Source organism: Pseudomonas sp. 22526 (assembly GCF_052044735.1).
Taxonomy (GTDB): Bacteria; Pseudomonadota; Gammaproteobacteria; order Pseudomonadales; family Pseudomonadaceae; genus Aquipseudomonas; species Aquipseudomonas piscium.
On record NZ_JBQENK010000001.1, the window covers coordinates 150766 to 177729 of the forward strand.

Here is a 26964-nt window from a genome sequence, read left to right on the forward strand (position 1 = left end):
CGATGAAACGCATGCTGTATTCCACTTCCGGCCTGTTGCTGATTGCCTTGCTGTTCCTGGCCTTCAACCTTGCGACCGGCCTGCTGCTCACGGGCGTCCGGCTCGACCTGACCCAGAACAAGCTCTATTCCATCAGCGCCGGCACCCGGCAGATTCTCGCGGAGCTCAAGCAACCCCTCGACCTGTATTTCTACTTTTCCGACAGCGGCTCGAAGGAGCTGGTGCCGATGCGCGGCTATGCCCAGCGTGTCCAGGAACTGCTCAAAGTTTATGAGCGCGAGGCCGACGGCAAGATCCGCCTGCATGTCATCGACCCGCTGCCGTTTTCCGCGGAGGAGGACAAGGCCAGCGAGTTCGGCCTGCAGGCCGTGCCGCTGGGGCAGGGCGGGGCGCCGGTGTATTTCGGCCTGGCCGGTACCGATGAGCAGAACAACGCCCAGACCATCGAGTTTTTTGCGCCGGACCAGGAAGAGTTTCTCGAGTACGACCTCAGCCGCTTGCTGCAGGCCCTGGCCAACCCCAAGCGCCCGACCCTGGGCCTGCTGACCAGCCTGCCAGCCAACGGTGGCTTCGATATTCGCACGCAGAGCAAGACCGAGCCGTGGATGCTGATCCAGGAGCTGCGCCGGGAGTTCGATCTGCAACAGCTCAAGCCCGATACCCAGGACATCCCGAAAGACGTCGATATCCTGATGTTGCTGCACCCGAAAAAACTCTCGCAGCCGACCCTGTACGCCATCGACCAGTTCGTGTTGCGCGGCGGCAAGCTGCTGGCCTTCGTCGATCCCTACAGCGAGCAGGACACTGGCGAGGAGTACTTCGGCATCCAGAGCAAGGACAAGTCTTCGAATCTCGAGCCGTTGTTCAAGGCCTGGGGCATTCATATGCAGCCGGGCAAGGTCCTGGGGGACAACCTCTATGCCTTGCTGGAGAGTTCCGAGGAAGACGGGCGTCCGCTGCCACGGCCGTTCACCCTGGGTGTGCCGCAAGCCGCCTTGAGTCAGCAGGACCCGAGTACCGCCGGGCTGGAGTTCATCGCCCTGACCACCGTCGGCATCCTCGAGCCAGTGGCCGGCGCCAGCACGCACTTCACGCCGCTGATGTACAGCTCCGATTCGGCCAAGGCCTTCGAGGCGGACCGTTTCGACAAACCCGCCGACCGCAAACAACGGGTGCGCGACCAGGAGCAGCCGAGTCAGCGTTACGTTGTCGCCGCCCGTGTACAGGGCCCGGTACAGACCGCCTTTGCCGACGGCATCGAGGGACGCAAGGACGGCCTCAAGGAAGCGCAGCAGGTCAACCTGGTGGTGGTGGCCGATACGGACCTGTTGAGCGACCGGATGTGGCTGGAAATGCAGGACGTCAACGGACGCCCGGCAACGCGGCCATGGGCCGACAACGCCTCCTTCGTGCTCAATACCCTGGACAACCTCGCCGGTTCGGACGCACTGAACAGCCTGCGCTCGCGCGGCCCCTACAGCCGTCCGTTCGTGGTGGTGGAGCAATTGCGCCGCCAGGCCGAAGCCAGCTTCCGGGCCAAACGCTTCGCCCTCGAGGAAAGTCTCGAAGAGACCGAAGTCAAGCTGCAGCAATTGCAGGGCTCCTCGGACAAGGGTGAGACCCTCAGCGCCGAACAGCAGGCGACGGTGCGCCAGTTCATGCAGGAGAAAACCCGCATTCGCAAGGAGCTGCGCGAGGTGCAGTACCAGCTGAACGCCGATATCGATGACCTGGGCAGGACCTTGAAGATGCTCAACATCGCCCTGGTTCCGGCGCTGTTGAGCCTGGGCATGCTGCTGGTCTGGGCCGTGCGTTACCTGCGCCGGACCAGGACCCTGTCACGCAAGCCTGCGCCGACCGGCAAGGTAGCCGGCTCGCGGCGGGCGTAAGCGACCTGGGCCCGACCTGCCATTCNCAGGTCGGGCCAACCCAGGGGCGCCAGGGCGAGGCGCTGCTACGCTGGGAGCAACTCCCTGACCTGCGATCCCGCCATGACTGACCAGCTCCCGCTCAAGCCTGCTTGCAGCGCACAACAACTGCTCACCGCCCTCAATCTGGAGCCGCACACGGAAGGCGGTTACTACCGCCGGACCTTCCAGACGGACCAGCGGCCGATGCTCGCCAGCGCGGGCGGGCAGCGTTACTTGATGACCTCCATCTATTACCTGCTGACCGGGGATTCGCCCATCGGTCACTTCCATCTGAACCAGTCCGACATCCTGCATTACTTCCACCTCGGAGACGCCCTCGAATACTACTTGGTGTTCCCGGATGGCCGCCTGGAAACCCGGGTGATGGGCAGCGATGTCCTGGCCGGTCAGTGCTTGCAGCTGCACGTTCCCGGCGGCGTGTGGAAGGCCTCGCGGCTGCTGCCGGGCGCGGCGGGCTATGGGCTGATCAGTGAGGCAGTGTGCCCCGGGTTCGACTACGCGGACATGCAGCTGGGCTGCAAGCGCCAGCTCAGCGAAGGCTTCCCGCAGCACGCCAAACTGTTCGAACAACTCTGCCAGGCCTGAAGAGGGCCGCCACGGGATTGCTCATTGCGATCAGTCAAGTGTCACTTGCGATCATTGTTGCGCGCGGCGCCCGGCGCTTATGGTGGCTCGGTCAATGCACCGAACCACAGCTCCCCAGTCCGACCCTTACCTGCGACAGGAGAACACCATGTCCGATCTGAAACTGCATCCCCAGGCTGCCGCCTCCCTGCAACGCTGGCACGCCATGCTTGCCCAGGGTGACCTGGGCGCCTTGCCCGAACTGTTGGATTCGAAAGTGGTATTCCGTTCGCCCATGGCCCATACGCCTTATCCTGGTGCGCCGGTGGTCTCGACCATCCTCAATACGGTGTTCAAGGTGTTCAGCGACTTTGCCTATCACCGCGAACTGGTCACCGCCGATGGCCTGAGCGTGGTGCTGGAATTCAGCGCGCGGGTCGGCGAGCGGCAGATCAAGGGCATCGACCTGATCCGCTTCGACGAGGCCGGCAAGATCGTCGAGTTCGAGGTGATGGTCCGTCCCATGAGCGGCCTGCAGGCCCTCGGCGAGGAAATGGCGCGCCGCCTGGCGCCCTATCTGGCGGCGAGCAAGGCGTCTGGCTGAGGGGCCGAGGCTTTATGACGTCTGGCTGCTGACCCTCAGTGGCCAGCGCCATACCCTTGGCATCGTCTGGGCTGGGCAGCAGAGCCGCACTTTCGCGCGGTTATTCGCTGGGTTCCTGGGCAAAGGAGGTGGCGAGGAAGTCGATCAGCGTGCGCACCGAAGGGCGCAAGCCTCGGCGCGACGGGAACACCGCGGTGATCACTCCTTCGGCGGGTTGCCAGGACCCCAGCAGTCGCTGCAACTGGCCGCTCGCCAGTTCGTCGCGGACCACCGCCAGGGGCAGGTTGGCGATGCCGGCGCCTTCCAGCACCGCACTCTTGAGCACCGCCATGTCGTCGCTGAGCAGCCGGGGCGTGTGGACGATCTGTGCGGTCGCGCCGCAGGTGTCGCGCAATTGCCACCAGTGGCTGGACTGCCCGGCGCTGGTCCAGCCGATGCTGGGCAGCTCGGCCAGGTCCTCGGGGGACTCCAGCGGGCCATGGCGGCGGACAAAGTCTGAGCTCGCCACCAGTACCTGCGGGCTTTTGCTCAGGACCTTCATCACCAGCTCACTGTCGTCCAGCGGTGGAAAACACAGGCTCAGGGCGATGTCGAAACCTTCACTGATGATGTCGACCCGCCGGTTGTAGCTCTTCACATAGAGCTCGACAGCCGGGCACTGGACCATGAACTTGCCAAGCAGCGGCGCCACCCAGTAGTTCAGCAGCGGGGTGCTGCAACTCAGCCTGACCACGCCCCGGGGTTCGGACCTGTTCTGTTCGATGAGGTCTTCGGCCGACTCCGCTTCGGCCATCATCGCCACGCAATGCCGGTAGTAGGCCTGGCCGATTTCGGTGACCTGGAATTGCCGGGTCGAACGCTGGATCAGGCGCACCCCCAGGCGGGTTTCCAGCTGGTTGACCCTGCGGCTCAAGGTCGACTTGGGCATGTTCAGCGCCCGGCCGGCCGCCGCGAAGCCGCTGTGTTCGACCACTTTGGCGTAAAGGAAGAGTTCGTTCAGATCGATCATCGACAGCCGCGTTGTTCCAATAATGAGACGGTGCAGTCTAATTCAATGACTACCGGCACCCAAGGCCGGCCACTAAGGTAGTGCTCCTGAGCCGATTTGCGCGGCTGGTGGGGCAGCCATGAAGGCCGTCTTGTCAGCCGTCGTGGTTACACCGCTGGAACAGTCGAGAGGGGCAGTCAGGTAAACGACTGCCGCCAGGACTCCGGGGCCGGCCCATGGCCCGGCACTCACCCAGGCTTGCCCAGGACGGCAGCCAGCGCCGGGCATCCAGCCCGTTCCCCATGCCATGACGGCACCCCACGCAGGAGAAATGGACATGAGCACATCAGGACACGCAGCCAACTTCAATGGGGCCAAACCGACCATTGATCCGACCGACACAGCGATGTTGCTGATCGATCACCAGAGCGGACTGTTCCAGATCGTCAAGGACATCGAAGTTCCGCAACTGCGGGCCAATGCCATCGCCCTGGCGAAAGCCGCGACCCTGTTGCAGATGCCGGTGATCACCACGGCCTCGGTGCCCCAGGGCCCCAACGGCCCGCTGATCCCGGAAATCCACCAGGAGGCGCCCCATGCCCAGTACGTGGCGCGCAAAGGCGAGATCAACGCCTGGGACAATCCCGAGTTCGTCGCCGCGGTAAAAGCCACCGGCAAGAAAACCCTGGTGATCGCCGGCACCCTGACCAGTGTCTGCCTGGCATTCCCGTCGATTGCCGCGGTGCATGCCGGCTACAAGGTGTTCGCGGTGGTCGACGCCTCGGGCAACCATTCGCGGCTGGCTACCGATCTGACAATTGCCCGCCTGGCCCAGGCCGGGGTGGTGCCGATCGACATCATGGCCACGCTCTCCGAACTGCAGGGCTCGTGGAACCGTCCCGACGCCGAGGACTGGGCCCGCGTCTACACCCAGGCGATGCCGCACTACCAACTGCTGATCGAGAGCTACATCAAGGCTCAGCAAGTGGCCAACAATCACGAAACCCTCGACTCCCAACGCAGCTGAACAGGGCCGGGGCTTTCTGCCTTTCCAGCGCAAACCATGGGGGTTTGCGCTGTTTCTCTGGAGATGGACATGACCACTACCTACAAGCGTCTCGACAAGAACAACGCCGCCGTGCTGCTGGTGGACCACCAGGCCGGCCTGCTGTCCCTGGTGCGCGACATTGACCCGGACAAGTTCAAGAACAACGTGCTGGCCCTGGCCGACCTGGCCAAGTACTTCAAGCTGCCGACCATCCTCACCACCAGTTTCGAAACCGGCCCCAACGGCCCGCTGGTGCCCGAGCTCAAGGCACTGTTCCCGGACGCGCCCTACATTGCCCGGCCGGGCCAGATCAACGCCTGGGACAACGAGGACTTCGTCAAGGCGATCAAGGCTACCGGCAAGAAGCAACTGATCATTGCCGGGGTGGTGACCGAAGTCTGCGTGGCCTTCCCGGCGCTGTCGGCCTTGGAAGAAGGCTTCGAGGTGTTCGTGGTCACCGACGCCTCCGGCACCTTCAATGAGCTGACCCGCGATTCGGCCTGGAACCGCATGTCCACCGCTGGTGCCCAGCTGATGACCTGGTTCGGCCTGGCCTGCGAGCTGCACCGCGACTGGCGCAACGATATCGAGGGCCTGGGCACTCTGTTCTCCAACCACATTCCGGACTACCGCAACCTGATCACCAGCTACAACACGCTGACCTCCGGCAAGTAACCGCCGGGCAAGGGCTGCCGCTCCAGGCAGCCCTTGCCCGCGGGGGCCCCGAGGGAAATCCCACTGGGTGGCCGCGCCTCGATATCCCGCCTGACGATTGCTGAAACCACCATGACCACACGAAACCAACCCCCGGGTGTGCCTGCTATACGCCTGCAACGCTGGGCGATGACCCTTGGCCTGTCGCTGACATTGGTCGATGTCCGGGCCGACAACTCCCTGGGCCAGCGCGACAACCTCAGCACCGCCATCAACGAGCGGCAAAAGGCCGAGCTGGCGGTGCCGGCCGGGTTTGTCCAGGGTTCGTCGCTCAACGGCCTGCTGCGCAACTATTACCTGGCCCGGGACAACCACGACACCTCGGCGCGGCAGGACCAGCGCGAGTGGGTGCAGGGCCTGTACCTGTCGTTTCGCTCGGGCTACACCGACACGCCGATCGGTGTCGGCCTGGATGTGCACGGGTTCTACGGACTCAAGCTCGACGGCGGAGGCGGCAGTGGCGGGGCGGGGCTGTTGCCGCTGGATTCGCAACGGGCACCGCAGGCGGATTTTTCCGCGGCCGGCGCGGCCCTGAAGCTGCGCGGCTTCGACAGCCTGCTCCAGGCCGGCGACCAGTATCTGGAGAATCCGCTGGTGGCGGGCGGGGTCAGTCGCCTGTTTCCGCAGACCTTTCGTGGGCTGACGCTGAAGAACTACAGCCTGGAACACCTGACCCTGGACGTCGGCATGGTCGACTCCACCCGCCTGCGCAACCAGAGCGGGCAGAGCCACCTGGCCACCAGCTATGGCAGCGGCACCAAGAGTGGGGTCGCAGCCGACCGCGAAGCCTCGCGCATGGCCTGGGCCGGGGGCATCTACAGCCCAGTGGATGGGCCCACGCTGACCCTGTATGGCGGGCAACTGAGCGATATCTGGCGCCAGTACTACGCAGGCGTGAGCCAGCCCTTCAAGCTGAGCCATGGCATCAGCCTGACGCCTTACCTGCATTACTTCAAAACCCGCGACCAGGGCCGCGGCCAACTGGGGCGCATCGACAACGATACCTACAGCGGCGGGCTGACCCTGGCCGGTGCGGGGCAGAGCCTGACCCTCGGGGTGCAGAAGGTCGATGGCAATACCCCGTTCGACTACATCGCCCAGGACGACCGCTCCTTTCTCTACCTCAGCAATTCGCAGCAATACGCCGACTTCAACGCGCCGGGGGAGCGCTCCTGGAAACTCCAGTACCAGACCAGCCTGGCCTTTATCGACGCCCCGGACCTGCAGTTCAGTGCCGCCTATACCCGGGGCGAGGCCGACCTGACCCGGGTCGACCCTGGCAGCCAGGGCTACGGCTACATCTATAACGCCGCCGGCAAGGACGCCCATCACTGGGAGCGCGACCTGGCGCTGCGCTACGCCGTGCCCGACGGCCGGGCCAAGGGCCTGAACCTGACCTTGCGCTGGGCCGCGCACCGCACGGGGCAGGGCTACACCGCCCCGGGCAATACCCGCGGCAATGCCAACGCCGACGAATACCGGGTGATAGTCGATTACCCGTTCAGCATTTTCTAACCGGCCGCAGAGGGGCTGTTGCATGAACCGAACGAAATGGGTCAAGGCGCTGGGTATCAGCTCGGCGCTGGCCTGCGCCACGAGCGAGGCCGACAGTGTCAGCCTGCCGCCCCTGGCCCTGGGCAATACCAGCTTCATGGACGGGGTCGCCGGCCCGGGCGGGCTGTTCGAACTGCCGGTGCAGTACTACCGCAGCCATTCGGCCTACGATGCCCGCGGCCACTCGGTCCCGGGCCGGCAGCAGGTGCACAGCACCACGGTACTGCCGCACCTGGCCTACTTCAGCAGCGACACCTGGCTGGGGGCGAACTATGGCGCTGAGGTGCTGTTGCCGCTGGTGAACCTGGAGCTGGACATCGACCAGGGCCCCAAGGGCCGGCGCACTCGCCAGGGCGATATGATCGTCAGCCCGTTCCTGCTGCAATGGGCCCCGGTGTCGTTCTTCGGCCGGCCTTACTGGCAGCGCCTGAACTTCGTGTTCTCGCTGCCAACCGGTTCCTACAGCAAGGATTCGAGCATCAATACCGGGAGCAATCTCTGGGTGTTCAACCCGCACTATGTGTTCACCTGGGAGCTGAGCGAGCGCCTGGAGGTCAGCGGGCGCATTCATTACGCCTGGTCCAGCCGCAACCATGATCCGGCGTCGGTGCTGGAGGCCGACAGCATTCAGCCGGGGCAGGCGATCCACAGCAACCTGGCGCTGTCCTATGCGCTCTCGGAGCGTTGGCGGGTCGGGGTGGCGGGTTACCAGCTCAAGCAGATCAGCGACGACCGCATCGACGGCCATCGGCAAAAAGACTCCCGGGAACAGGTGCTGGGCATCGGCCCTGGGGTGATGTACCGCCAGGGCAAGCAGAGCCTGTTCGCCAATCTCTACTTTGAAAGCGGTGCCGAAAACCGCTCCCAGGGAACGCAACTGACGCTGCGCTACCTTCATGGGTTCTAGTGCTTATCAATACCGCTGGTTCTGGACGGGCCAATGAAAGGGAAAAACTCAACAGGCGTCCTGGCGGCGCCTTTTTTTATGAGTGTCAAGGCGTGCCCGAGGGGCTTATGAGGCGCAGCCTGGAATCAGCAATCGAACCTCGGCCCGAGCAGTAGGTTGTTGCGACGATGGCGAGGCTAGGCTATCGGTACTTGGGCTGATCGAGCAGATCTTCAGCCAGCCACGCCCGGACCCGGGCCTTTCTCTGCCGGGTGTCGTGACCCTCAACCTTGTGTGAGTCCTGTCATGTTCAACTTTTCTGCCCATGAGTATCCCTACGCCTCCCAGCGGCAAAGCGTGTTCGCCAAGCGCGGCATGGTCGCTGCGTCCCAGCCATTGGCCGCCGAGGCCGGCATTGAAATCATGCGTCGCGGTGGCAACGCCATCGACGCGGCGATCGCCACGGCGGCGGCCTTGACCGTGGTCGAGCCTACCGGTTGCGGCATCGGTGGCGACGCCTTTGCCCTGGTCTGGACCCAGAACAAACTGCACGGCCTGAACGCCAACGGCGTGGCTCCCCAGGCCCTGAGCATCGAGGCGGTGAAAGCCGCCGGCCATGAACAGATGCCTTTACATGGCTGGACGCCAGTGACGGTCCCAGGCTGTCCGTCGGCCTGGGCCGAGTTGTCCAAGCGTTTCGGCCGCTTGCCATTCGCCGACCTGCTGCAACCCGCCATAAGCCTGGCGGGCGATGGCTTCCCGGTGTCGCCGGTGGTTGCCCTGCAATGGCAAAGAGCCTTGGAGAACTTCACCCCGAGCCGCAACGCCGTGCTCGACAGCTGGTTCGACACCTATCTGATCGACGGCCGGGCACCCCGGGCCGGGGAGCTGTTTCGCAACCCGGCGCAAGCCCGGACCTTGGCGGAACTGGCCGCCAGCGGCTGCGAAAGCTTCTATCGCGGTGCCCTGGCGCAACGCTTGGACCAGCATTCGCGGGCCACCGGCGGTTATCTGCGCGCCAGCGACTTGCAGGATTACCGCGCCCAGTGGGTCGAGCCGATCAAGGTCAAGTATCGCGGCGTGGACGTCTGGGAGATTCCACCGAGCGGCCAGGGCCTGGTGGTATTGATGACCCTGAAGATTCTCGAAGGCTTCGACTTCGATCACCGCGACAGCCAGCAGACCTGGCACCGCCAGCTGGAGGCGATGAAACTGGCTTACAGCGACGGCCTGCACTACATCACCGACCCCGCGCATATGCGGGTGGCGGTGGAGGATTTGCTCAGCGACCGCTACGCGGCCCAGCGTCGGGCGCAGATCGGCGAACAGGCGCAGGCCCCGCAGCCGGGCGACCCGCACGCCAGCGGCACGGTCTACCTGGCCAGCGCCGATGCCGAGGGCAACATGGTGTCGTTCATCCAGAGCAACTACCACGGCTTCGGCTCGGGCGTGGTGCTGCCCGACAGCGGCATCGCCCTGCAGAACCGCGGCGAAGAGTTCAGCCTCGATCCTGCGCACGCGAACTGCCTGGCGCCCGGCAAGAAGACCTTCCACACCATCATCCCGGGTTTCCTCAGCAAGGGCGGCGTGCCCATGGGGCCCTTTGGCGTGATGGGCGGCTACATGCAGCCCCAGGGGCATGTGCAGATGGTCATGAACCTGGTGGATTTCGGCCTCAACCCGCAGGCGGCCCTGGATGCGCCGCGTTGGCAATGGCTGGGCGGGCTGCAAGTGGGGATCGAACAGAACGCCTCGCGGGACATGACCGCCGCCCTGGCCCGGCGCGGGCACGAGGTGCAGGTGGCCTGCGACCTGACCAGCTACGGGCGCGGGCAGATCATCCTGCGCGACCCGCAAACCGGCGTGCTGTGCGGCGGCACCGAACCGCGCACGGATGCCCATATCGCGGTGTTCTGAGCCAAGGGGGGAGCGGGTGCGGGCGCTTGTCCTTGCCGCGTTCCCAGCCGGCCCGGGCAGCCCTGTGGATGCCGGATCATCGACTAGACTCACGCGATCGATGAACGCGAACATGAGGTTCTGGCCATGGCAAAAAACAAGAGGGGCGTCGCCAAGGGCGCTGCCGTTGAACACGCGAAACTGACCAAGAAAGACTATGAGGACCAGTTGCGCCGCTTGCACGTGGAGCTGGTCAAGCTGCAGGAGTGGGTGCGCGAAAAGGGCATCAAGATCTGCATCGTCTTCGAGGGGCGCGACGGCGCCGGCAAGGGCGGGACCATCAAGGCCCTGACCGAACGGCTGAGCCCGCGGGTGTTCCGGGTGGTGGCGCTGCCGGCGCCGACCGACCGCGAGAAAAGCCAGATGTACCTGCAGCGCTACCTGCCACACCTGCCCGCGGCGGGCGAAGTGGTGATCTTCGACCGCAGCTGGTACAACCGCGCGGGCGTCGAGCGGGTGATGGGGTTCTGCAGCGAAGAGCAGGCGGTCGCCTTCCTCAAGGCGGTGCCGCTGGTGGAGCGGGCGATCGTCGACTCGGGCGTGATCCTGCTCAAGTACTGGCTGGAAGTCAGCCAGGAAGAGCAGACCCGCCGGCTCGAGGCGCGGATCAAGGACGGACGCAAGATCTGGAAACTCACCGCCATGGACCTCAAGTCATACAGCCGCTGGTATGACTACTCCCGCGCCCGCGACGAGATGTTCAAGGCCACCGACACCGAACATGGCCCCTGGCTGGTGGCCAACTCCAACGACAAGCGCCGCGCGCGGCTCAATATCCTTTCGGACCTGCTCAGCCGTATTCCCTACAAGGAAGTGCCAAGGGAGAACGTGGTGTTGCCCAAACGGCAGAAGCCGGGTGCCTATCGGGAGTCGGACCATCCGTTGCGGCGGGTTCCGGAGAAGTTCTGAGCGGCACCTGTAGGCAAACCGGCGCAGTACAGCAAAGGACCCGCGTCCCATGAGCCATTCGGGGTCTTCACCGCCCGTCCCGGAACCCGGGCGCATCGCCCGCCGGGATGCCGGCGACGGGCAGAACCGCTGGGGCCGCTGGCTACCGGGGCTGCGCATGCTGCGCGAATACCGGATCGCCTGGTTGCGCTATGACTTGGTGGCCGGGCTGGTGCTGACCACCATGCTGGTGCCTGTCGGCATCGCCTACGCGGCGGCGTCGGGCCTGCCCGGCATCTATGGCCTCTACGCGACCATAGTGCCGTTGCTCGCCTATGCGCTGTTCGGTCCCAGTCGGATCCTGGTGCTGGGGCCGGACTCCTCGCTGGCGGCGGTGATCCTCGCCGTGGTCCTGCCGCTGTCCGGCGGCGACCCGCAGCGCGCGGTCGCCCTGGCGGGGATGATGGCGATAGTGGCGGGGGCGGTGTGCATCCTGGCCGGCATCGCGCGCCTGGGGTTTGTCACCGAGCTGCTTTCCAAGCCGATCCGCTACGGCTACATGAACGGTATTGCGCTGACGGTCTTGATCAGCCAGTTGCCGAAACTCTTCGGCTTTTCGGTGGACGCCGAGGGGCCGCTGCGCAACCTGTGGGCCATCGCCACTGCAGTGCTGGAGGGAAAAACCAACTGGACCGCCTTCATGGTCGGCGCGGCGACTCTGGCGGTGATTCTGCTGTTCAGAAACCACAAGCGGGTGCCGGGCATCCTGATCGCCGTCACCGCGGCGACGGTCGCCGTTGCTGTACTGGACCTTGCGGCAACCGCCGGCGTCTCGGTCCTCGGCTCGCTGCCACAAGGCCTGCCGGCGTTCGCCGTGCCCTGGATCACCCGCGCCGATATCGTCCCGGTGCTGATCGGCGGCTGCGCGGTGGCCCTGGTTTCGTTCGCCGATACCAGCGTGCTGTCCCGTGTCTACGCGGCGCGAACCCGCACCTATGTCGACCCGAACCAGGAGATGGTCGGGCTCGGCGTCGCCAACCTGGCCGCCGGTCTTTTCCAGGGTTTTGCCATCAGCAGCAGCTCCTCGCGTACCCCTGTGGCCGAGGCCGCCGGCGCCAAGACTCAGCTGACCGGAGTCATAGGCGCGCTGGCCGTGGCCTTGCTGCTGGTGCTGGCCCCGGACCTGCTGGAGGACCTGCCTAGCAGCGCCCTGGCCGCGGTGGTGATCGCATCCGCCATTGGCCTGATCGAAGTCAGCGACCTGCGACGAATTTATCGCATCCAGCGTTGGGAGTTCTGGCTGTCCATCGTCTGCACCATAGGCGTGGCCGTGCTTGGCGCAATCGAGGGCATCGGCCTGGCCATAGTGATCGCCGTCATCGAGTTTCTATGGGATGGCTGGCGCCCTTATTCGGCGGTCCTGGGGCGGGCGCAAGGCGTCAGGGGGTATCACGACATCAAGCGTTATCCCGACGCGCAGCTCATCCCCGGCGTGGTCCTGTTTCGCTGGGATGCACCATTATTTTTCGCCAACGCCGAGCTGTTCCATGACCGGGTGCTGGATGCCGTGGCGGCCTCGCCGACACCGGTGCGCTGGCTGGTGGTGGCGGCGGAGCCGGTGACCAGCGTCGACGTGACCTCCGCCGACATGCTGGCGGAGCTGGACGACAGCCTGCACGCGGCGGGCATCAAGTTGTGCGTGGCCGAGATGAAAGACCCGGTCAAGGACAAGCTGAAGCGCTTCGGGCTGTTCGCGCGGCTGGGCGAAGCGGCGTTCTTCCCGACCCTAGGCGATGCCGTCGACAGCTACCTGGCGCTGTACCCGGTGGAGTGGGCGGGGCGCGAGGATCACTGAGGCGCGGCGGCAGAGCCATTTAGGTCATGGCCTCAGGCAGGGCCTGGGTGCAGATAGAAGACTTTACTGACCACCGTCCACTGCCCGTCGATCTTCAGCAGATTGAGGAAGTCGGTAAACCTGTGGCCAGCGACGTTATCCAGATCGAGGCGGACGCTGGCGGCGTTGCCGACGATATCGACGCGGGTGACGCTGGATTGCAGATCGGGGGAGGCCGGGAACCGATCGATGTCGTCATACAGCTGTTGAATCTCCGGACCGAAAAACTCAGTGCCGTTGAGACCGTAAATCGTCGCCTGCTCATGAAACGCAGGCTTCATCGTCGCGCTGCTGGCCTGCCTGTTGCCTGCGATGTAGTGGCCGAGGGTGTCGATGATCCCTTGGTACTCCTGGATATGGCTTGGGTGGCTCATGCCTGACTCCTTGCAAGGTTGATTGGCGTTCATTCCATCAGCAGCACAGGCTTGATGGTGGCCCCCGATTTCATGTCGGCAATGGCGTTTTCTATCTCATCGAGGCGGTAATGCCGGATCAGGCGATCGATGGGGAACAGGCCATCGCGGAACAGCTTGAGCAGTTGCGGCAGGAACTTCTTGGGTTGGCTGTCGCCTTGCAGGATCCCGCGCACGGTGCGCCCGAACAGCAAGTGGGTCATGTCCAGGCTGACCTCGGCGCCGGGCTTGGAACCACCGATCAGGCCGCATATGCCTCGCGCCTGGAGCATCTGGAAAATCGACTGCAGCACCGCGGGATGGCCGGTAGTGTCCAGCCCATAACGCACGCCGCCCGGGCAGAGCGCCAATACCGCGGCCAGCGGGTCGCTGTCGGAAGAGTCGAAGACATGGGTGGCCCCCAGCTCCCGAGCCAGCGCCAGGCGCTCGGGCACCCTGTCGATCACGATAATCGGATGGCAATGGCTGATCGCCGCGGCCATCACCGCGGCGAGGCCGACATTGCCGGCGCCGCTAATCACCAGGGAGCTGCCGACTTCAGGCCGCAACGTATTGAGAATGGCCCCGGCACCGGTCTGGAAGCCACAGCCCAGGGGCGCCAGCATCTTCAGGTCGAGATCGGCGTCGACCACCACCACGTTGTCCTCGGTGGCGATGGCGTGGGTCGCCAGTGCCGACTGGTTGAAGAAGGCGCCATTGATCCGCTCCACGCCGCCCGACGGCAGGCGCTTCAACAGCGGCGCCGGCACGTCCCAGGCCTTGCCGGAATAACGCATGCCGGAAAAATTCATCTGCATGTGGTGCCAGCAATAGGCCTTTGCCCCTTCCACGCAACTGGGGCAGTTGCCACAGGCAGAGAACGACATCAGTACATGATCCCCCGGCTTGACCGACTTCACCCCAAGCCCCACGGCCTCGACTATGCCCGCGCCTTCATGGCCGAGCACCACGGGCAAGGGGGTAGGGTAGAACTGGTCGCGGATGATCAGGTCGGTGTGACAGATGCCACAGGCAAGGATCCTGACCAGGACCTCGCCCTCCAGGGGCGCTTCAAGTTCCAGGTCTTCGATCAGGAAAGGCCCGCCAGACTCGCGAACAACAGCAGCCTTGATGTGCATGGTGGAAGTCTCTGCCTTGATTTTCGGGGGATTCAGGCGATGCAGCCGGTGGTTTGTCCAGCGCTGCAAGCCGGGTCGATGGGGCGGGATTATCGAAGGGCCAGGCGGGCCCGAATAATGGTATTTGGCGATCCCTCCATGCCAAACCGGGTATAGGGCCAGCTTTTGGCGAATCTTGAGTGAGATGGGGGGGCGATACGGGACGGCAGTAGGCGAATCTGCCGCCTCGCGGGCGGCAGATCCTCATGGTTACGGGACTCAGCCGAGCCGCATCGACAGTTCCACGTCGTCGCTGAAGGGTACGGACAGGTAGCCGCTGCCGGGCGAGCGGACCCGGGCCAGGTAGTCCGGGCAGTAATCCGTGTTGTCGGCGACGATCAGCGCGCCCGGCCGCAGGCGGCTTTCGACCAGGGCCAGGATATCGGCATACAGCGCCTTGGCACCGTCGAGCAACAGCAGGTCGATGGACTCGGGAAGGTCGACCGCCAGGGTCTTCAGCGCGTCGCCCTCGCGGATTTCCACCAGGTCAGCCAGGCCGCCTTCGAGCAGGTGCTGGTACGCCCGTTGCACCTTGGACGCCTCGAACTCGCTGCCGATCAGGCGGCCGCCGCCGTTGTCGCGGATCGCCGCCGCCAGGTGCAGGGTCGAGATGCCGAACGAGGTGCCGAATTCGACGATGTGCCGGGCCCGGGTACTGCGCGCCAGCATGTACAGCAGCCCGCCGGTCTCGCGGGAAACCGGTAGCCAGAGTTCCTTCAGGCGGCCATAGAAGTCCAGGTATTCGGTCTTGCTGTGCATCAGGCGCTCGCGTTCCTCGCGGGGGATGTCGGCGACGGCCGGGCTGGTCGCCGTATCGGCCTGCTCGAACAGGCGATCGAGCAAGGGCGCGAGCGGGGAAGTAGTCAGTGTGCTGGTCATGGGGCATCCCTTCCGAAATTGACGCCTGGCGGCGCGTGGCTAAAATGCGATCAATTCGTCGCATTTAGAGAATATGAGCAAGTGACCCCATCCGCTATTCGCATTGGCTCCGGCCCTGTCAGGCCCTTATGAGCAACCGCCGAACCCCGCAGGTTTCCTCGCGAAAAGACCCTAAACAGGCCCGCTCGACAGAGCTGGTCGCGGCGATCCTGGAAGCCGCTACTCAGGTTTTGGCCAGGGAGGGCGCGCAGCGTTTCACCACAGCGCGGGTGGCGGAGAAGGCCGGCGTCAGCATCGGCTCGCTGTACCAATACTTCCCGAACAAGGCGGCGATCCTGTTCCGCCTGCAAAGCGATGAGTGGCAACAGACCACGCAGCTGCTGCGCAGCATCCTCGAAGACCTTGGCACAGCCCCGTTGGAACGGCTGCGGGTCCTGGTCCAGGTGTTTATCCAGTCCGAGTGCGAGGAAGCCAGGATGCGCGTGGCGCTCAACGACGCCGCGCCGTTGTATCGCCACGCGCCTGAAGCGCAGGCTGTGAAGGCGCAAGGTGAGAGGATTTTCCAGGCTTTCATGGAGGAGGCGCTGCCCGACGCGTCGCAGGCAATCCGTGCCCTGACTGCCGACTTGATCACCACCACGCTCAGCAGCGTTGGCAAGGAGTTTTCAGAAAGCCCGCGTACCGCCGCAGAGATCGAGACCTACGCCGACGCGATGGCAGACATGTTCTGCGCCTACCTCACGCAGCTGGCGTTCGATGCCGGTCAGGCGCGCGGGGCAACCGTCCTGAAAAAGTAACGAAATACTTTTTATCCAGCCGTTAGCACCTCTGGCGACACCACCCACACGCTGCAAGGCATCTTGTACAGCAACTGCTCCGCCGTGCTGCCGATCAGGCGCCCCAAGCCACCACGATGGCCGACCCTGCCCATGACAATCACGTCGATGCCATGGGTTTCGGCGTAGCTGGCAAGGACCTTGGCCGGGCTGCCCATGATCATGTGCTGGCGCTCCGCTGGAATGCCGTTGCGTTCCGCCAGTTGGTTGAGGGCAGCGCCCTGTGCGTCGAACAGGGTCTTGGCTTTGCTTGAGGAGAAGAACGTCGAGCTCTCGTCGAAGTTGAATTCGTCCGCGCCGATAGAGGACAGGTCATGGGCATAGACCACCTCGAGTTCGGCATTACAGGCACTGGCCAGTTTTGTCGCCTCATGCAGTATCCGGTCGTTGAAGTCCTGGTACTGGTCATCGCGATGGAAGGGGTCGACCGCCGCGACGATCCTGCGGGGCAGCGCATGCTGCAGGTGGCTGACAAAATGCAGGGGCACCGGGCATTCGCGCAGCAAGTGGATATCCAGGGGGGTGAAAAACACCCTCGACAGCAGCGATTGATGCTCCAGGGCCTTGATCAGCAGGGCCATGGGCTGTTCTTTGAGATGAGTCAGGATTTCCTGCAGCGGGTTTTGCACCCACACCACTTCAGTGGTGACGGTGACCCCCAGTTTGCGCATCGGGCGGGCCTGTTCTTCAAGCCATTGGCGATGGCGCTCGACGTAGCCCAGGCGCATTTGCTCCAGGGCCTGTTCGTTGACCAGGCTGGCCGTGGCCAAACCCTCCAGGTAGTCGAAGGCCACGATGTGCAGTGCCGCGCCTGCGGCCCTGGCCAGGGCGGCGGCGCGATCGAAGGCGGGGCTGTTTTCCATCAGCGGCGAGGCGACCAGCATGAAACGTGATTGCTCGGACATGACAAATCTCCCGTGGGTGATAGCAGATAACGGCAACGCGTCTGTGGCCGTGAAAGCTTGCTGCGATCCTGCCGCCGGCCGGCGGGGCGAGTTTGACCTGTATCAAGCCGGCCGGTCGTGGAGCAGGCCAACTGACGTGCGGTCAGCCGCGAAGGGGCCCATTGATGAATTATTGATCATGTCGGCGCATTGCGCGGGGATCTGACATGGATCAGAACCCTGGAGGCGCCAAGGGAGGAATCTGGATTGACGCGGATGCCCTCATCAATGGGCGTCTGGCACCGAAGACCCACCTGTCTGGAGGTAGATCATGAGCCAGTATCAACGGTTGCTGCTGATCATCAATCCGGCTCAACGCCATGCCCACGCCATAGGTCACGCCGTAGCCCTGGCCCAGGCCAGCGGGGCGAGCCTGCATATCGCGGCCTTGCTGAGGTCTCTGGATATTCTGTCGTTGCTTGAGGAGGGCGACCGCAAGCAGGCCCGGGAAAGTTACCTGCAGGACCAGCGCGACTGGCTTGAGGCCCAGGTAGAAGACCTGCATGGCAAGGGGCTTGCCGTGACGACGGAGGTGGCATGGGTCGATGACATGGAGCAAGACATCCTCGACCATGTCGTGGAAATGCAACCCGACCTGCTGATCAAGCAGATACAGCATGAGCCGAAGCTCAAGCGCACGTTCTTCACCCCTCTGGACTGGCACTTGCTGCGCCATTGCCCGATACCGGTCTATCTGATTGGCGGGAATGGCTACGCCTTGCCGCGCAAGGTCGTGGCAGCGGTCGAGGTGTCGGATACCGAGCCTGCGGACAATGAACTCAATGAGCGGATCATCCATCAGGCCGCCGGCCTTGCACTGCAGTGTGATGCCGAGCTGCACCTGCTGTATGCCTGTGATATTGCCGCGGCTTTCCTGGCGGATATGGGCGGTGTCGACATGACCCTGGCGGGGCTTACCAGGGAGCTGCGCGAGGATCTGGAAAAATCTTTCCTCAGGCTGGCCGAGCGTTTTGGCGTGCCTGCCGAGTGTCGACACTTCATCAGGGGGCAAGCCGTCTCGGTGCTGAGCGAATTTGCCCACGCCCAGGATGTGGATGTGATCGTGATGGGCAGAAACCAGTCCCGCGGGCTGGCCAAGCTGTTGGGCAGCACCACCGAACATATCCTGTATCAGGCGTCTTGCAGCGTTCTGGCGGTCTAGGGGCTGGCCCCGGACCGATTCAAAGGGCCGCCACCGAGTCGAGTTGCTCGCGGGCCTGCTTGGCGTTCGAAATGTCGACGGCGCGGGGCAGGGCGACCCCGTTCTTGGCGGCGAGGATCTCGGCCATGACGCTCACGGCGATCTCCGCGGGCGTCTTGCTGCCGATGTAGATACCGATCGGGCCGTGCAGGCGCTGGAGCGATGCTTGGCTCTCGCCGAAGTGTTCGATCAGGCGTTCGCGGCGCAGCTGGCTGTTGCGCCGCGAACCGATCGCGCCGATGTAGAAGGCCGGGCTGTGCAGTGCCTCGAGCAGGGCCAGGTCGTCGAGCTTGGGGTCATGACTGACGGCGACAATGCAACTGCGCAGATCCGGGGCGAAGGCCCGGACCACATCGTCCGGCATGCCGACCAACTGCTCCACGCCTGCGATGCTCCAGCCGCCGATGTATTCGGGGCGGGGGTCGCAGACCGCGACCCGGAAACCGTTGAACAGCGCCATGGTCGCCAGGTACTCGGCCAGCGCGCCAGCCCCGATCAGCAGCAGGCGGTAGCCGGGGCCCAGGGTGTTGACCATCTGTTGGCCATCGAAGACGAACTGCTCCGGCGCAGAGCTGCTGGCCAGGGTCACCTGGCCACTGCCCAGGTCCAGGCTGCGGCGCACCAGGTGGCCGGCGTTGAGCTGGGCCAGCAGCCGTTCGAGGGCGTGCCTGGATGGGGTGAATTCGAGGATCAGTTCCAGCGTGCCGCCACAGGGCAGGCCGAAGCGGTGGGCTTCGTCGGCGCTGATGCCATAACGCACCACCTGCGGCGGCCCGTCCGGCAAGGAGTTGCCACCGTAGGCGCTGGTGTAGCGGTGGATCAGATCGTCCTCGATGCAACCTCCCGAGACGCTGCCCACCACCCGACCATCGCCGCGCAGGGCCATCATCGAGCCCACGGGGCGGGGCGAGGAGCCCCAGGTGCGGGCCACGGTGGCGAGCAGCACCCGTTGACCGGCCTGGAGCCAGTCATGGGCGGTGCTCAGGACCAGTAGATCGATGCTTTCCATGGGGACCTCCGTTGTTCATGGGAGGGGCTGCCGGCAAACCCGATCCTGGAGGAGGGGATCGCCAGCAGCCCTTCTTTTCAACGCATGTGCAGGACGATTGGGCTGCTGCTGGCCGGGTCGGTATGCCCGCGCAGCTTGCCGACCGCTTGCGCATCGACCGCGCTACCCTGGTTGCCCCAGGTGCCGCGCACGAAGGTCAGGACCTCGGCGATTTCCCGGTCCGACAGCTGCTCGCGAAAGGCCGGCATGCGGTAGGCATCCGGCACGCCGGCGCTGACGATGCGCTGCGAGCCGTTGAGGGTGATGTTGATCGCCGACGCGTTTTCCTTGGCCAGCGCCGAGGTGGCGCCGGCCAGGGGCGGCATCCATTCGGCCTGGCCCTGGCCGTCGAGGCCATGGCAGGAAGCGCAGCGGGTCACGTAGGTATGGGCTCCGGGGCTGTCCAGGCGGGTGGTGGCGGACACCGCCTGGTACTGCCAGGGCGTGCCATCGCGCTGCGGGTCGCCGGGCAGCGACTTGAGGTAGCGGGCGATCGCGGCCAGGTCCTCGTCGGCCATGAACTGGGTGGAGTTGTTGAAGGCTTCGGTCATCGAGCCGTAGACCACCGCATGTTTGTTGCGGCCGGTCTTGAGGAACTGCACGATCTCCGGCTCGCTCCAGCGTCCCAGGCCGGTGTTGGGGTCCTGGCGCAGGCTTGGCGCGTACCAGCCATCGAGCAGGGCGCCGGCGAGGAACGGCGCGCCGGACTCGTCCAGGGCCTTCTCGTTGAACGCCAGGCCGCGCGGGGTGTGGCAGCTGCCGCAGTGGCCCGGCCCCTGGACGATGTAGGCGCCGCGGTTCCACAGCGCGTCCTCGGCGGGTTTGGCCGCGTAGGGCGTGCTCGGGGCGAACAGGCCGTTCCACAGCGCGATGGGCCAGCGCATATTGAGCGGCCAGGGGATGTCGCTGGGGACGTTGGGCTGGCTGGCCGGCTGCACGCCTTTCATGAAGAACGCGTACAGCGCGCGCATGTCATCGTCGCTGAGCTTGACGTAGGACGGGTAGGGCATGGCCGGGTAGAGCCGCCGGCCGCCCGGCGCGACGCCATGGCGCACGGCGCGGTCGAAGTCGGCCAGGCTGTAGGCGCCGATGCCGACATCCCGGTCGGGGGTGACGTTGGTGGCGTGGATGGCCCCCAGCGGCGTGGCCATTTCCAGGCCGCCGGCGAAGGGCGCCTTGCCCGGCAGGCTGTGGCAGGCCACGCAGTCGCTGACCCGGGCGACGTACTCGCCGCGGCTCACCAGTGCGGGGTCGAAGCTGGCCGCTGCGGCCTGTTCCTGTTCAAAGGGCGAGGCAGGCTGGCGGGTCACATACCAGGCCAGCAGGCCTGCCGCGACCAGGCACGGCAAGGCCAGCCAGCCTGCGGTTCTTGCGAATCGGCTGTTATTCATGGGCAGTCCTTGTCGGTTAGCTGAAGGTGTATCGGCTCAATGGCAGGCTACGGATGCGCTGGCCGGTCAGCCACGCCACCGCGTTGGCCACCGCCGGCGCCACTGCGGGGAGCGGTGGCTCGCCGATACCGCCCATCTTTTCGCCACTCTCGACTATCCGCACATGCACCCGCGCCATGCGTGAAAGCGGCAGGATCGGGTACAGGTCGTAGTTGCGCGCCCGTGGCTTGCCGTCCAGGTAGATCGCTTCCTCCAGCAATGTCTGGGACAACCCCAGGGCCACGGCGCCATTGACCTGGGCCTCGACTATCGCCGGGTTGACGATGCTGCCTGGGTCGATGGCCTGCCAGATGTCATGGACCTTGACCTGGCCGCGCTCGATCGACACCTCGGCGATCACCGCCGTGTGCGAGCCGAACGGCGAGGCCATGGCCACGCCGCGGGCGCGTCGGCTGCCGTCCTCGGCGGTGAACGGGCCGCGCTTCCAGCCGCCGGACAGTTCGCCCACCGCCTGCAGCAGGGTGGTCAGGCGCGGGTTGTCGCGCAGCAGGTGCTGGCGTAGTTCGTAGGGGTCGCGGCCACCTTTGTCCGCCAGCTCGTCGAGGAAGGCTTCGTAGAAGAAGTCGTTGAGCGAATTGCCCACCGAACGCCAGTAGCCGAGCATGGCCGGGCCCTTGACGTAGATCTGCGCGATGCGTTTGTTGGCAATCGCGTAGGACTTGCCCGACAGCCCTTCGACGGCCGTAGGGTCGATTTTCTCGCCCTGCTTGCCGGCGATGGCTTCGGTGGGGCCTTCGGTGGCGCTCACCGCCTCGATCGCCACCGGCAGGCCTTCGGCGTCCAGCGCGGCACGGAACTTGACCACGGCGACCGGGCGCAGCACATCGCGCACGAACTCTTCCTCACGGCTCCAGATCACCTTGACCGGCCGGCCGACGGCCTTGGCCAGGGCGATGGCCTGTGGGTAGGGATTGGCCGAGTCATAGAGGAAATGCCGGCCGAAAAAACCGCCCAGCAGCGGCGAGTGCAGGGTGATCTGCGAGGCAGAAAGACCGGTGCGCCTGGCGATGTCGTCGCGGAACATGTCCGGCGCCTGGTTGGGCAGCCAGACCTCGAGCGAGCCGTCGGGGTTGAAGCGCGCCAGGGCCGAAGGCGGCTCCAGCTGGGCGTGGTTGAGGTACTGGTTGTGGTAGGTGGCCTCGACCTGGGTCTTGGCACTGGCCAGGGCGGCGGCCACGTCGCCTTCGTTCTCGTCGTCGCGGGCTGGGCCTTGCTGGGCGGCGAGAAAATCGCGGAAGCCATCGCTGGAAAAATCGGCGGGCATCGCCCGTACCTTCGAATCGGCGGATGCTTCCAGCCAGTCGACCTGGATGGCTTCTACCGCACGCTTGGCGTGCCACCAGCGTTCGGCGACCACCGCCACCGCGCCGGGCAACTGGTGAACGGAGTGCACACCTTTCATGGCCTTGACCTGCTCCTCGTTGCGCAGATTGCCCACAGTCATGCCCAGGCGCGGCGCGTGCTGCACGGCGGCGTGGAGCATGCCGTCGACCTTCAGATCGATGCTGTACAGCGCCTTGCCGGTGGATTTCTCGTAGGCATCGACACGCCGCACCGGCTTGCCGATCCAGCGGAACTGGCTCGGGTCGCGCAGGGTGATGCTGGCCGGGTCGGGCACCGGCATATCCAGGGCGCGACCGGCCAGCTCACCGTAGCCCAGGGAGCGACCGGAAGCGGCATGCAGCACTCGGCCAGGCTCGGTGGACAGCTCGGCCACCGGGACGCCCAGTTGTTCGGCACCGGCTTGCAGCAGCATGGCGCGGGCGAGGGCGCCCAGGCGGCGCATGGTCGGGTAACTCATGCGTACCGACATGCTGCCGCCGGTGATACGCAGGCCATTCTCCATCACCACATAGGCTTCGCCGGGTGGCGCGCTCTCGACCACGAAGGTGGCGGGATCGGCATCCAGCTCTTCACCGACGATCTGGGCCATGGCGGTGTGGGTGCCTTGTCCGCCTTCCATAAAGGGGCTGAGCAGGCGCACGCTGCCGTCCGGGCGAATCTCGAGAAACGCCGGGACCTGGGTCCCGCGTTCCGCGGCGGTCGCTGTGGCGGCCAGGACCCTGGCCGAGCCGAGCGGCAGGCCGAAACCGAGCACCAGCGCCCCCACGGCGGTACCGGTCAGAAAGCGTCGGCGGGACAGGTTGACCGGCTCGTCCAGCGCCAGGCTCAGAAGTTCTTTAGCGGAGTCGATGGGCTTGTTCATCAGGCGCTTTCCTTCTTGGCAGGCTGTGCGGCAAGATCATGCACCGCAGTACGGATGGCGTTGTAGGTGCCGCAGCGGCACAGGTTGACCATCGCCGCCTCGATCTGCGCATCACTGGGCGCGGCGGTGTGCTTGAGCAGCGCGGTGGCTGCCATGACCTGGCCGGACTGGCAGTAGCCACACTGGGCCACCTGATGCTCGACCCAGGCAGCCACCACGCGCTTGCCCACTTCATCAGTTTCGATCGCCTCGATGGTGGTGACCTCGCGGCCGACCACCCCAGCCACCGGGGTGACGCAGGCGCGCACCAGGTTGCCATCCACCAGCACGGAACAAGCGCCGCACTGGGCCAGGCCGCAACCGTACTTGGTGCCGGTCAGGCCCAGGTCATCGCGGATCACCCACAGCAACGGCGTGTCGGCGTCGGCATCGACCTGATAGGCCTTTTGGTTGATTCGTAGTTCCATGGCTCACCTGCTGATCATCGGTTGGTGTGTCTTTGTTTTTTCTTCAGGGAGGCGCTACGAGGCGCATCCTTGCTCAAGAAACGCTGGTAAAGGGGCGGGTACGCCGCGCACGGGGCTGGCCGTGAGCACTTCGGAGTCGGCCGGAAGGCCCGATGAGGAAACGAGAAAATACGAGGAGATATCGAGGGGTTGTGCCAGGGGCGATGCCTGGCCGGCGCGGGCTTGGGTCATGGCGGCTGGCTCCTAGTGACCGAACTCTAGCCCAGGGGGAAAGGCTTTCCTATCCGATACCCGGCAAGCTCAGAGGATCAGGCAAGTATTCCAGAGGATTGCGCAAAAGCGGGGGGCTTGGCTGGCTGGAGCAACTGCACAAGGAGGAGGGGTGGGGCGGTTATTGCTGAGGAGGAGGGCCAGGAAGGAGGGCGTTGTGATGAACCATCGGGCCGCGCAACCTGTGCGCGACCCGACGGGTTTGATCCCTGCTTAGATCCGGTGGATCTGGGTGATGTGCGGCTTGCCTTTGATAGGCGCGTAGATTTCCACTACCGCTTGCCAGCTATCCGACGAGCCAGGCACCGTGGCTTTCGACAGATAACGATAGTTGGTGCCGTTGACGACCTGGGTCGAAACTTTCTCAGGGGTGTAGTGCACACCCACGAACCCGGCCAGGGCCTCTTTGAATACTTCCCGATCCTTTGGAGTCAGTTCGTGATAAGGAGTCCATCCGCCAACAAAGTTTTCTTGAGCCGACATACGATATATCTCCATATATAAGTTCCTACTCGTCTGGCTTTTCGGAGTCCGCCCCGTTTATTGAATGGTTTCCGGAATCCATTGTGCTGGGCGGTTTTCCCAAGCGCTGTTCATCGTGAAACAGGGCGTTTGGGAGAGCACCAGTACGTACTGCACAAGTCGCACACTGCGGGCCATCAAGTGGCAAGCGCGAATCTTTGGTCATGGAGGATTAGGTGGTCGCCGGCTTCAGATCCTTGTCCCTGATGGAAACAGCCTTCGATGAATGATGACTGCCAGACCTCCGTGTCTTGTCTACAGCGGCTCTGCTTATGGGGCATGCCGCTGGATGGCCTTAAGCTATCAAACATCAGTAAAAAGTATGTGCGCATTTGGCTGTGTGAGATGTAAGGCGTTGGCTATTGGCTACGAGCGGTCAGAGCCCTTGAACATGATAGCTTGGCCGCCCCTACTGAAGGCTCTATGTCAAAGCCCGACTGCTGTAGAGATTCCACTGTGCCAGCATTAATCATGTCATTTTCTCTTCTCTGAAGCGTCATTAAAGCGTTGCAAAGTCGCTAGATGATCAATTTTGATCCTGAGTGGTTGGTCAGGATTAAGCTGCACGTCATTGCTCTAACAGGGGATGAGTTAAATAAGGACGTTTATAGGGGATGTTGTCTTCACTTATGTCTGCTTGTTCGCTGAAGGAACGCGCGTATCTGAAATTCAGATGGCGATAAACTTTATGATCTATGAGGAGTTCTTATGAGCACTGCTGCGAAATTGTATTCGCTTTCGAAGCGAGAAGTGAGCCCTATGCCTAACGCGGAGGATATGCAGAAGGAGTTGATTGAACGCTTGTTAAAGGCCACAGAGGAACGTTGGGAATCTGATCTGTCTCTTTCGGCTTGTTGCTGCAGCGAAGACCGAAACGTAAATAGTTAACAAAGTCAGGCCGCTGGACACAGTGGCCTAACTTAAAGTCAATGCGATCGACACTAAGGGTGTCATGAATATGACGAGCATTGTATATACGCTGGAATCCGCGCTTGAATATGAAAACCCTAGTCTTGTCCATTATTTTGCGACCGTCGAATCGCTGTCGGTCATTGAGTCAGCAGAATTGTTCGTCGACCTGAAAAAATGGTTGTGGCTTTGCTCCAGATTAGATGAACATTCCAGCACGGTATATCTCTTCGAAGAGCAGCGTCTGATCGACAGTTATTGGCACTGTTTCTTGCTATTTACCAGTGACTATCTTTTTTTCTGTAAAACGTATCTCGGTGGTGTTGTTTGCCATTTGCCCGGTGTCAACGTGCAGCGGGCCACAAGGAACAAAACACCTAGAGAGTTAAAGTTGGAGATGAAGGGGAACCTCGGGTTGCTGAGGCAAAGCATGGAGGAGGTCGGTCGGGTTTTGGGCCATGCGACAATGTTACGGTGGTACAGGGATATTCCCAATCGGAACAAGGAGTCCAGAGCATGAATATCCGCTTAGATGATGATCAAGACGAAACGGGGTTGTTCAATATTTCAAAGAATGACCGATGGATTTTAAAATCATCACTCCGGAGGATTGTTTGCTACCACTCATCGGGCGGGAGCTATGAAGTAATAGATGATGAGGCGGGTCAAGCGGAGTATCAGATTCTTGTTTGGGTGATGGCAGGGGGCATCAAGTTACACGATGCTGAAGCTGGTTTTAACAACAATGCGCAGGCGTTGAGTACGTTTCACGAGGCGTTGAAAAAACTCTGTACAAAAAAAATCATTAAAGTAACTCATGCTACCGATGTGTCGATTTTGTCGGAGCGGGATAGGGTCAGATACAAATGGTTGCTGGAGCATTTTTGTTCTTTGGAACAAGCCGATAGCAGCCGGGTGGATATGTTTCTGAGGCTGCGTCAGGCGCGTGTCTGTGTTATCGGGATGGGCGGCCTGGGCTCTATGTTGACACAGCTCCTTGCATCATCAGGCGTATTGAACTTTACGTTGATCGATGGTGATTGTGTGGCTGCAGACAATCTGCCCAGGCAAATTCTCTACAAGGACTCTGACCAAGGGAAGCCGAAAGTAGTCGTCATGAAGAGAACGCTGGAAGACTATGAGCCATTGGTAGATGTCACGGTGATCGAGTCTCATATTGACAGTCTTCATTGCGCCTTGGAGCAGCTGAAAGATTTCGATCTTGTGGTGTTGTGTGGGGACCAGCCTCGTTTGCAACTTCATACCTGGGTGGGGGAAGCATCGCTGGTGAATGATGTGCCTTATATAGCGATGGGTGGAAATTGGGTAGGGCCTATCAGCGTTCCCTATAAGTCACCTTGCTATATCTGTCAGGCCAGATTCAACAGGGCTCATATACCTGACTATGAAGGCTTTGTAACTGCCACCCTGGCAACTGAGATTCCGCCTCGGGCAGCATTTGGCCCAGGAGCAGTCTTGATGGCGTCCTTGATGTCGACGATCTGTATCGAGTTTTTAGCTCAGGTTGCTCCGGAAAAATATAACTTCGAGCGGTTCAAGTGTGGCGTCTGGAAGGAGAGCATTATTCACAAACTCGTCAGGTATACAGACTGCCGACGTTGCTCTTGAAGGAA

24 protein-coding genes are annotated in these 26964 nt (G+C 63.3%); 14 read left to right on the top strand and 10 right to left on the bottom strand.

The genetic code is table 11. The annotated features are described in order from the left end of the window. The first annotated feature begins 2 nt into the window (after positions 1–2). From ACTJKT_RS00685 to ACTJKT_RS00695, 3 genes are all read left to right on the top strand, one after another. Positions 3–1889: a GldG family protein gene (locus tag ACTJKT_RS00685; protein WP_440785768.1), complete on the top strand. Its 1887-nt coding sequence runs from the start codon at positions 3–5 to the stop codon at positions 1887–1889. Positions 1890–1991: 102 nt separating this feature from the next. Next, positions 1992–2516, top strand: coding sequence for a cupin domain-containing protein (locus tag ACTJKT_RS00690; protein ID WP_440785769.1), 525 nt, complete (start codon positions 1992–1994; stop codon positions 2514–2516). Between the two features lie 148 nt (positions 2517–2664). Then, entirely contained in the window at positions 2665–3099 is a 435-nt protein-coding gene (locus ACTJKT_RS00695; RefSeq protein ID WP_440785770.1) for a nuclear transport factor 2 family protein, read from the top strand. Positions 3100–3199: 100 nt separating this feature from the next. Here the strand turns inward: ACTJKT_RS00695 and ACTJKT_RS00700 are convergent, their stop codons facing one another. Beyond that, a complete protein-coding gene (locus tag ACTJKT_RS00700) occupies positions 3200–4108 on the bottom strand; it encodes a LysR substrate-binding domain-containing protein (RefSeq protein ID WP_440785771.1) in 909 nt (302 codons plus the stop codon). A gap of 316 nt (positions 4109–4424) precedes the next feature. Between ACTJKT_RS00700 and ACTJKT_RS00705 the strand changes: the two genes are divergently transcribed. The 7 genes from ACTJKT_RS00705 (at position 4425) to ACTJKT_RS00735 (ending at position 12988) form a co-directional block, all read left to right on the top strand. Continuing rightward, positions 4425–5114 carry an isochorismatase family protein gene (locus ACTJKT_RS00705; RefSeq protein ID WP_440785772.1) on the top strand — a complete coding sequence of 230 codons (690 nt, stop codon included), beginning with the start codon at positions 4425–4427 and terminating at the stop codon, positions 5112–5114. 69 nt (positions 5115–5183) lie between these two features. Beyond that, positions 5184–5810, top strand: a complete 627-nt coding sequence (gene ycaC / locus ACTJKT_RS00710; protein WP_440785773.1) for an isochorismate family cysteine hydrolase YcaC — start codon at positions 5184–5186, stop codon at positions 5808–5810. A gap of 168 nt (positions 5811–5978) precedes the next feature. Beyond that, the gene (locus ACTJKT_RS00715) at positions 5979–7364 is read left to right on the top strand and encodes an OprD family outer membrane porin (RefSeq protein ID WP_440786055.1); all 1386 of its coding nucleotides are present in this window, start codon (positions 5979–5981) and stop codon (positions 7362–7364) included. 22 nt (positions 7365–7386) lie between these two features. After that, positions 7387–8310, top strand: coding sequence for a SphA family protein (locus ACTJKT_RS00720; protein ID WP_440785774.1), 924 nt, complete (start codon positions 7387–7389; stop codon positions 8308–8310). 285 nt (positions 8311–8595) lie between these two features. Continuing rightward, entirely contained in the window at positions 8596–10206 is a 1611-nt protein-coding gene (locus tag ACTJKT_RS00725; protein WP_440785775.1) for a gamma-glutamyltransferase family protein, read from the top strand. Between the two features lie 126 nt (positions 10207–10332). Next, positions 10333–11154, top strand: coding sequence for a polyphosphate kinase 2 (ppk2, locus tag ACTJKT_RS00730; RefSeq protein WP_440785776.1), 822 nt, complete (start codon positions 10333–10335; stop codon positions 11152–11154). Between the two features lie 49 nt (positions 11155–11203). Then, positions 11204–12988 (top strand): SulP family inorganic anion transporter, encoded by a 1785-nt coding sequence (locus ACTJKT_RS00735; protein ID WP_440785777.1) that lies wholly within the window; start codon positions 11204–11206, stop codon positions 12986–12988. Positions 12989–13020: 32 nt separating this feature from the next. On the opposite strand, the gene ACTJKT_RS00740 is transcribed toward ACTJKT_RS00735, so the two are convergent. The 3 genes from ACTJKT_RS00740 to ACTJKT_RS00750 form a co-directional block, all read right to left on the bottom strand. Next, the gene (locus ACTJKT_RS00740) at positions 13021–13401 is read right to left on the bottom strand and encodes a nuclear transport factor 2 family protein (protein WP_440785778.1); all 381 of its coding nucleotides are present in this window, start codon (positions 13399–13401) and stop codon (positions 13021–13023) included. A gap of 29 nt (positions 13402–13430) precedes the next feature. After that, positions 13431–14558 carry an NAD(P)-dependent alcohol dehydrogenase gene (locus tag ACTJKT_RS00745; protein ID WP_440785779.1) on the bottom strand — a complete coding sequence of 376 codons (1128 nt, stop codon included), beginning with the start codon at positions 14556–14558 and terminating at the stop codon, positions 13431–13433. Between the two features lie 258 nt (positions 14559–14816). Next, a complete protein-coding gene (locus ACTJKT_RS00750; RefSeq protein WP_440785780.1) occupies positions 14817–15476 on the bottom strand; it encodes an O-methyltransferase in 660 nt (219 codons plus the stop codon). Between the two features lie 128 nt (positions 15477–15604). Between ACTJKT_RS00750 and ACTJKT_RS00755 the strand changes: the two genes are divergently transcribed. Continuing rightward, positions 15605–16273, top strand: coding sequence for a TetR family transcriptional regulator (locus ACTJKT_RS00755; protein ID WP_440785781.1), 669 nt, complete (start codon positions 15605–15607; stop codon positions 16271–16273). Between the two features lie 11 nt (positions 16274–16284). Here ACTJKT_RS00755 and ACTJKT_RS00760 read toward each other — a convergent pair whose 3' ends face one another. Next, positions 16285–17217, bottom strand: a complete 933-nt coding sequence (locus ACTJKT_RS00760; RefSeq protein ID WP_440785782.1) for a universal stress protein — start codon at positions 17215–17217, stop codon at positions 16285–16287. Positions 17218–17527: 310 nt separating this feature from the next. On the opposite strand from ACTJKT_RS00760, the gene ACTJKT_RS00765 reads away from it, so the two are divergent. Beyond that, positions 17528–18418, top strand: a complete 891-nt coding sequence (locus tag ACTJKT_RS00765) for a universal stress protein (protein WP_440785783.1) — start codon at positions 17528–17530, stop codon at positions 18416–18418. A gap of 19 nt (positions 18419–18437) precedes the next feature. Here the strand turns inward: ACTJKT_RS00765 and ACTJKT_RS00770 are convergent, their stop codons facing one another. From ACTJKT_RS00770 to ACTJKT_RS00790, 5 genes are all read right to left on the bottom strand, one after another. Continuing rightward, the gene (locus ACTJKT_RS00770) at positions 18438–19466 is read right to left on the bottom strand and encodes an XdhC family protein (RefSeq protein WP_440785784.1); all 1029 of its coding nucleotides are present in this window, start codon (positions 19464–19466) and stop codon (positions 18438–18440) included. A gap of 77 nt (positions 19467–19543) precedes the next feature. After that, positions 19544–20896 carry a c-type cytochrome gene (locus ACTJKT_RS00775; RefSeq protein WP_440785785.1) on the bottom strand — a complete coding sequence of 451 codons (1353 nt, stop codon included), beginning with the start codon at positions 20894–20896 and terminating at the stop codon, positions 19544–19546. Positions 20897–20912: 16 nt separating this feature from the next. Then, entirely contained in the window at positions 20913–23162 is a 2250-nt protein-coding gene (locus tag ACTJKT_RS00780; protein ID WP_440785786.1) for a molybdopterin cofactor-binding domain-containing protein, read from the bottom strand. After that, complete coding sequence (locus ACTJKT_RS00785; RefSeq protein WP_440785787.1) at positions 23162–23629, bottom strand: (2Fe-2S)-binding protein; 468 nt, start codon at positions 23627–23629, stop codon at positions 23162–23164. Before ACTJKT_RS00785 ends, ACTJKT_RS00780 begins: the two co-directional genes overlap by 1 nt. Before the next feature lie 483 nt (positions 23630–24112). Continuing rightward, positions 24113–24382, bottom strand: a complete 270-nt coding sequence (locus ACTJKT_RS00790; protein ID WP_007925627.1) for a hypothetical protein — start codon at positions 24380–24382, stop codon at positions 24113–24115. A gap of 997 nt (positions 24383–25379) precedes the next feature. Between ACTJKT_RS00790 and ACTJKT_RS00795 the strand changes: the two genes are divergently transcribed. Both ACTJKT_RS00795 and ACTJKT_RS00800 read left to right on the top strand, forming a co-directional pair. Then, a complete protein-coding gene (locus ACTJKT_RS00795) occupies positions 25380–25850 on the top strand; it encodes a hypothetical protein (protein ID WP_440785788.1) in 471 nt (156 codons plus the stop codon). Next, positions 25847–26959 (top strand): HesA/MoeB/ThiF family protein, encoded by a 1113-nt coding sequence (locus ACTJKT_RS00800; RefSeq protein WP_440785789.1) that lies wholly within the window; start codon positions 25847–25849, stop codon positions 26957–26959. Before ACTJKT_RS00795 ends, ACTJKT_RS00800 begins: the two co-directional genes overlap by 4 nt. Positions 26960–26964: the final 5 nt, after the last annotated feature.

Coding starts and splice junctions, on each gene's coding strand:
- ACTJKT_RS00685 (WP_440785768.1), top strand. CDS start 3: ATGAAACGCATGCTGTATTCCACTTCCGGCCTGTTGCTGATTGCCTTG.
- ACTJKT_RS00690 (WP_440785769.1), top strand. CDS start 1,992: ATGACTGACCAGCTCCCGCTCAAGCCTGCTTGCAGCGCACAACAACTG.
- ACTJKT_RS00695 (WP_440785770.1), top strand. CDS start 2,665: ATGTCCGATCTGAAACTGCATCCCCAGGCTGCCGCCTCCCTGCAACGC.
- ACTJKT_RS00700 (WP_440785771.1), bottom strand. CDS start 4,108: ATGATCGATCTGAACGAACTCTTCCTTTACGCCAAAGTGGTCGAACAC.
- ACTJKT_RS00705 (WP_440785772.1), top strand. CDS start 4,425: ATGAGCACATCAGGACACGCAGCCAACTTCAATGGGGCCAAACCGACC.
- ycaC (WP_440785773.1), top strand. CDS start 5,184: ATGACCACTACCTACAAGCGTCTCGACAAGAACAACGCCGCCGTGCTG.
- ACTJKT_RS00715 (WP_440786055.1), top strand. CDS start 5,979: ATGACCCTTGGCCTGTCGCTGACATTGGTCGATGTCCGGGCCGACAAC.
- ACTJKT_RS00720 (WP_440785774.1), top strand. CDS start 7,387: ATGAACCGAACGAAATGGGTCAAGGCGCTGGGTATCAGCTCGGCGCTG.
- ACTJKT_RS00725 (WP_440785775.1), top strand. CDS start 8,596: ATGTTCAACTTTTCTGCCCATGAGTATCCCTACGCCTCCCAGCGGCAA.
- ppk2 (WP_440785776.1), top strand. CDS start 10,333: ATGGCAAAAAACAAGAGGGGCGTCGCCAAGGGCGCTGCCGTTGAACAC.
- ACTJKT_RS00735 (WP_440785777.1), top strand. CDS start 11,204: ATGAGCCATTCGGGGTCTTCACCGCCCGTCCCGGAACCCGGGCGCATC.
- ACTJKT_RS00740 (WP_440785778.1), bottom strand. CDS start 13,401: ATGAGCCACCCAAGCCATATCCAGGAGTACCAAGGGATCATCGACACC.
- ACTJKT_RS00745 (WP_440785779.1), bottom strand. CDS start 14,558: ATGCACATCAAGGCTGCTGTTGTTCGCGAGTCTGGCGGGCCTTTCCTG.
- ACTJKT_RS00750 (WP_440785780.1), bottom strand. CDS start 15,476: ATGACCAGCACACTGACTACTTCCCCGCTCGCGCCCTTGCTCGATCGC.
- ACTJKT_RS00755 (WP_440785781.1), top strand. CDS start 15,605: ATGAGCAACCGCCGAACCCCGCAGGTTTCCTCGCGAAAAGACCCTAAA.
- ACTJKT_RS00760 (WP_440785782.1), bottom strand. CDS start 17,217: ATGTCCGAGCAATCACGTTTCATGCTGGTCGCCTCGCCGCTGATGGAA.
- ACTJKT_RS00765 (WP_440785783.1), top strand. CDS start 17,528: ATGAGCCAGTATCAACGGTTGCTGCTGATCATCAATCCGGCTCAACGC.
- ACTJKT_RS00770 (WP_440785784.1), bottom strand. CDS start 19,466: ATGGAAAGCATCGATCTACTGGTCCTGAGCACCGCCCATGACTGGCTC.
- ACTJKT_RS00775 (WP_440785785.1), bottom strand. CDS start 20,896: ATGAATAACAGCCGATTCGCAAGAACCGCAGGCTGGCTGGCCTTGCCG.
- ACTJKT_RS00780 (WP_440785786.1), bottom strand. CDS start 23,162: ATGAACAAGCCCATCGACTCCGCTAAAGAACTTCTGAGCCTGGCGCTG.
- ACTJKT_RS00785 (WP_440785787.1), bottom strand. CDS start 23,629: ATGGAACTACGAATCAACCAAAAGGCCTATCAGGTCGATGCCGACGCC.
- ACTJKT_RS00790 (WP_007925627.1), bottom strand. CDS start 24,382: ATGTCGGCTCAAGAAAACTTTGTTGGCGGATGGACTCCTTATCACGAA.
- ACTJKT_RS00795 (WP_440785788.1), top strand. CDS start 25,380: ATGACGAGCATTGTATATACGCTGGAATCCGCGCTTGAATATGAAAAC.
- ACTJKT_RS00800 (WP_440785789.1), top strand. CDS start 25,847: ATGAATATCCGCTTAGATGATGATCAAGACGAAACGGGGTTGTTCAAT.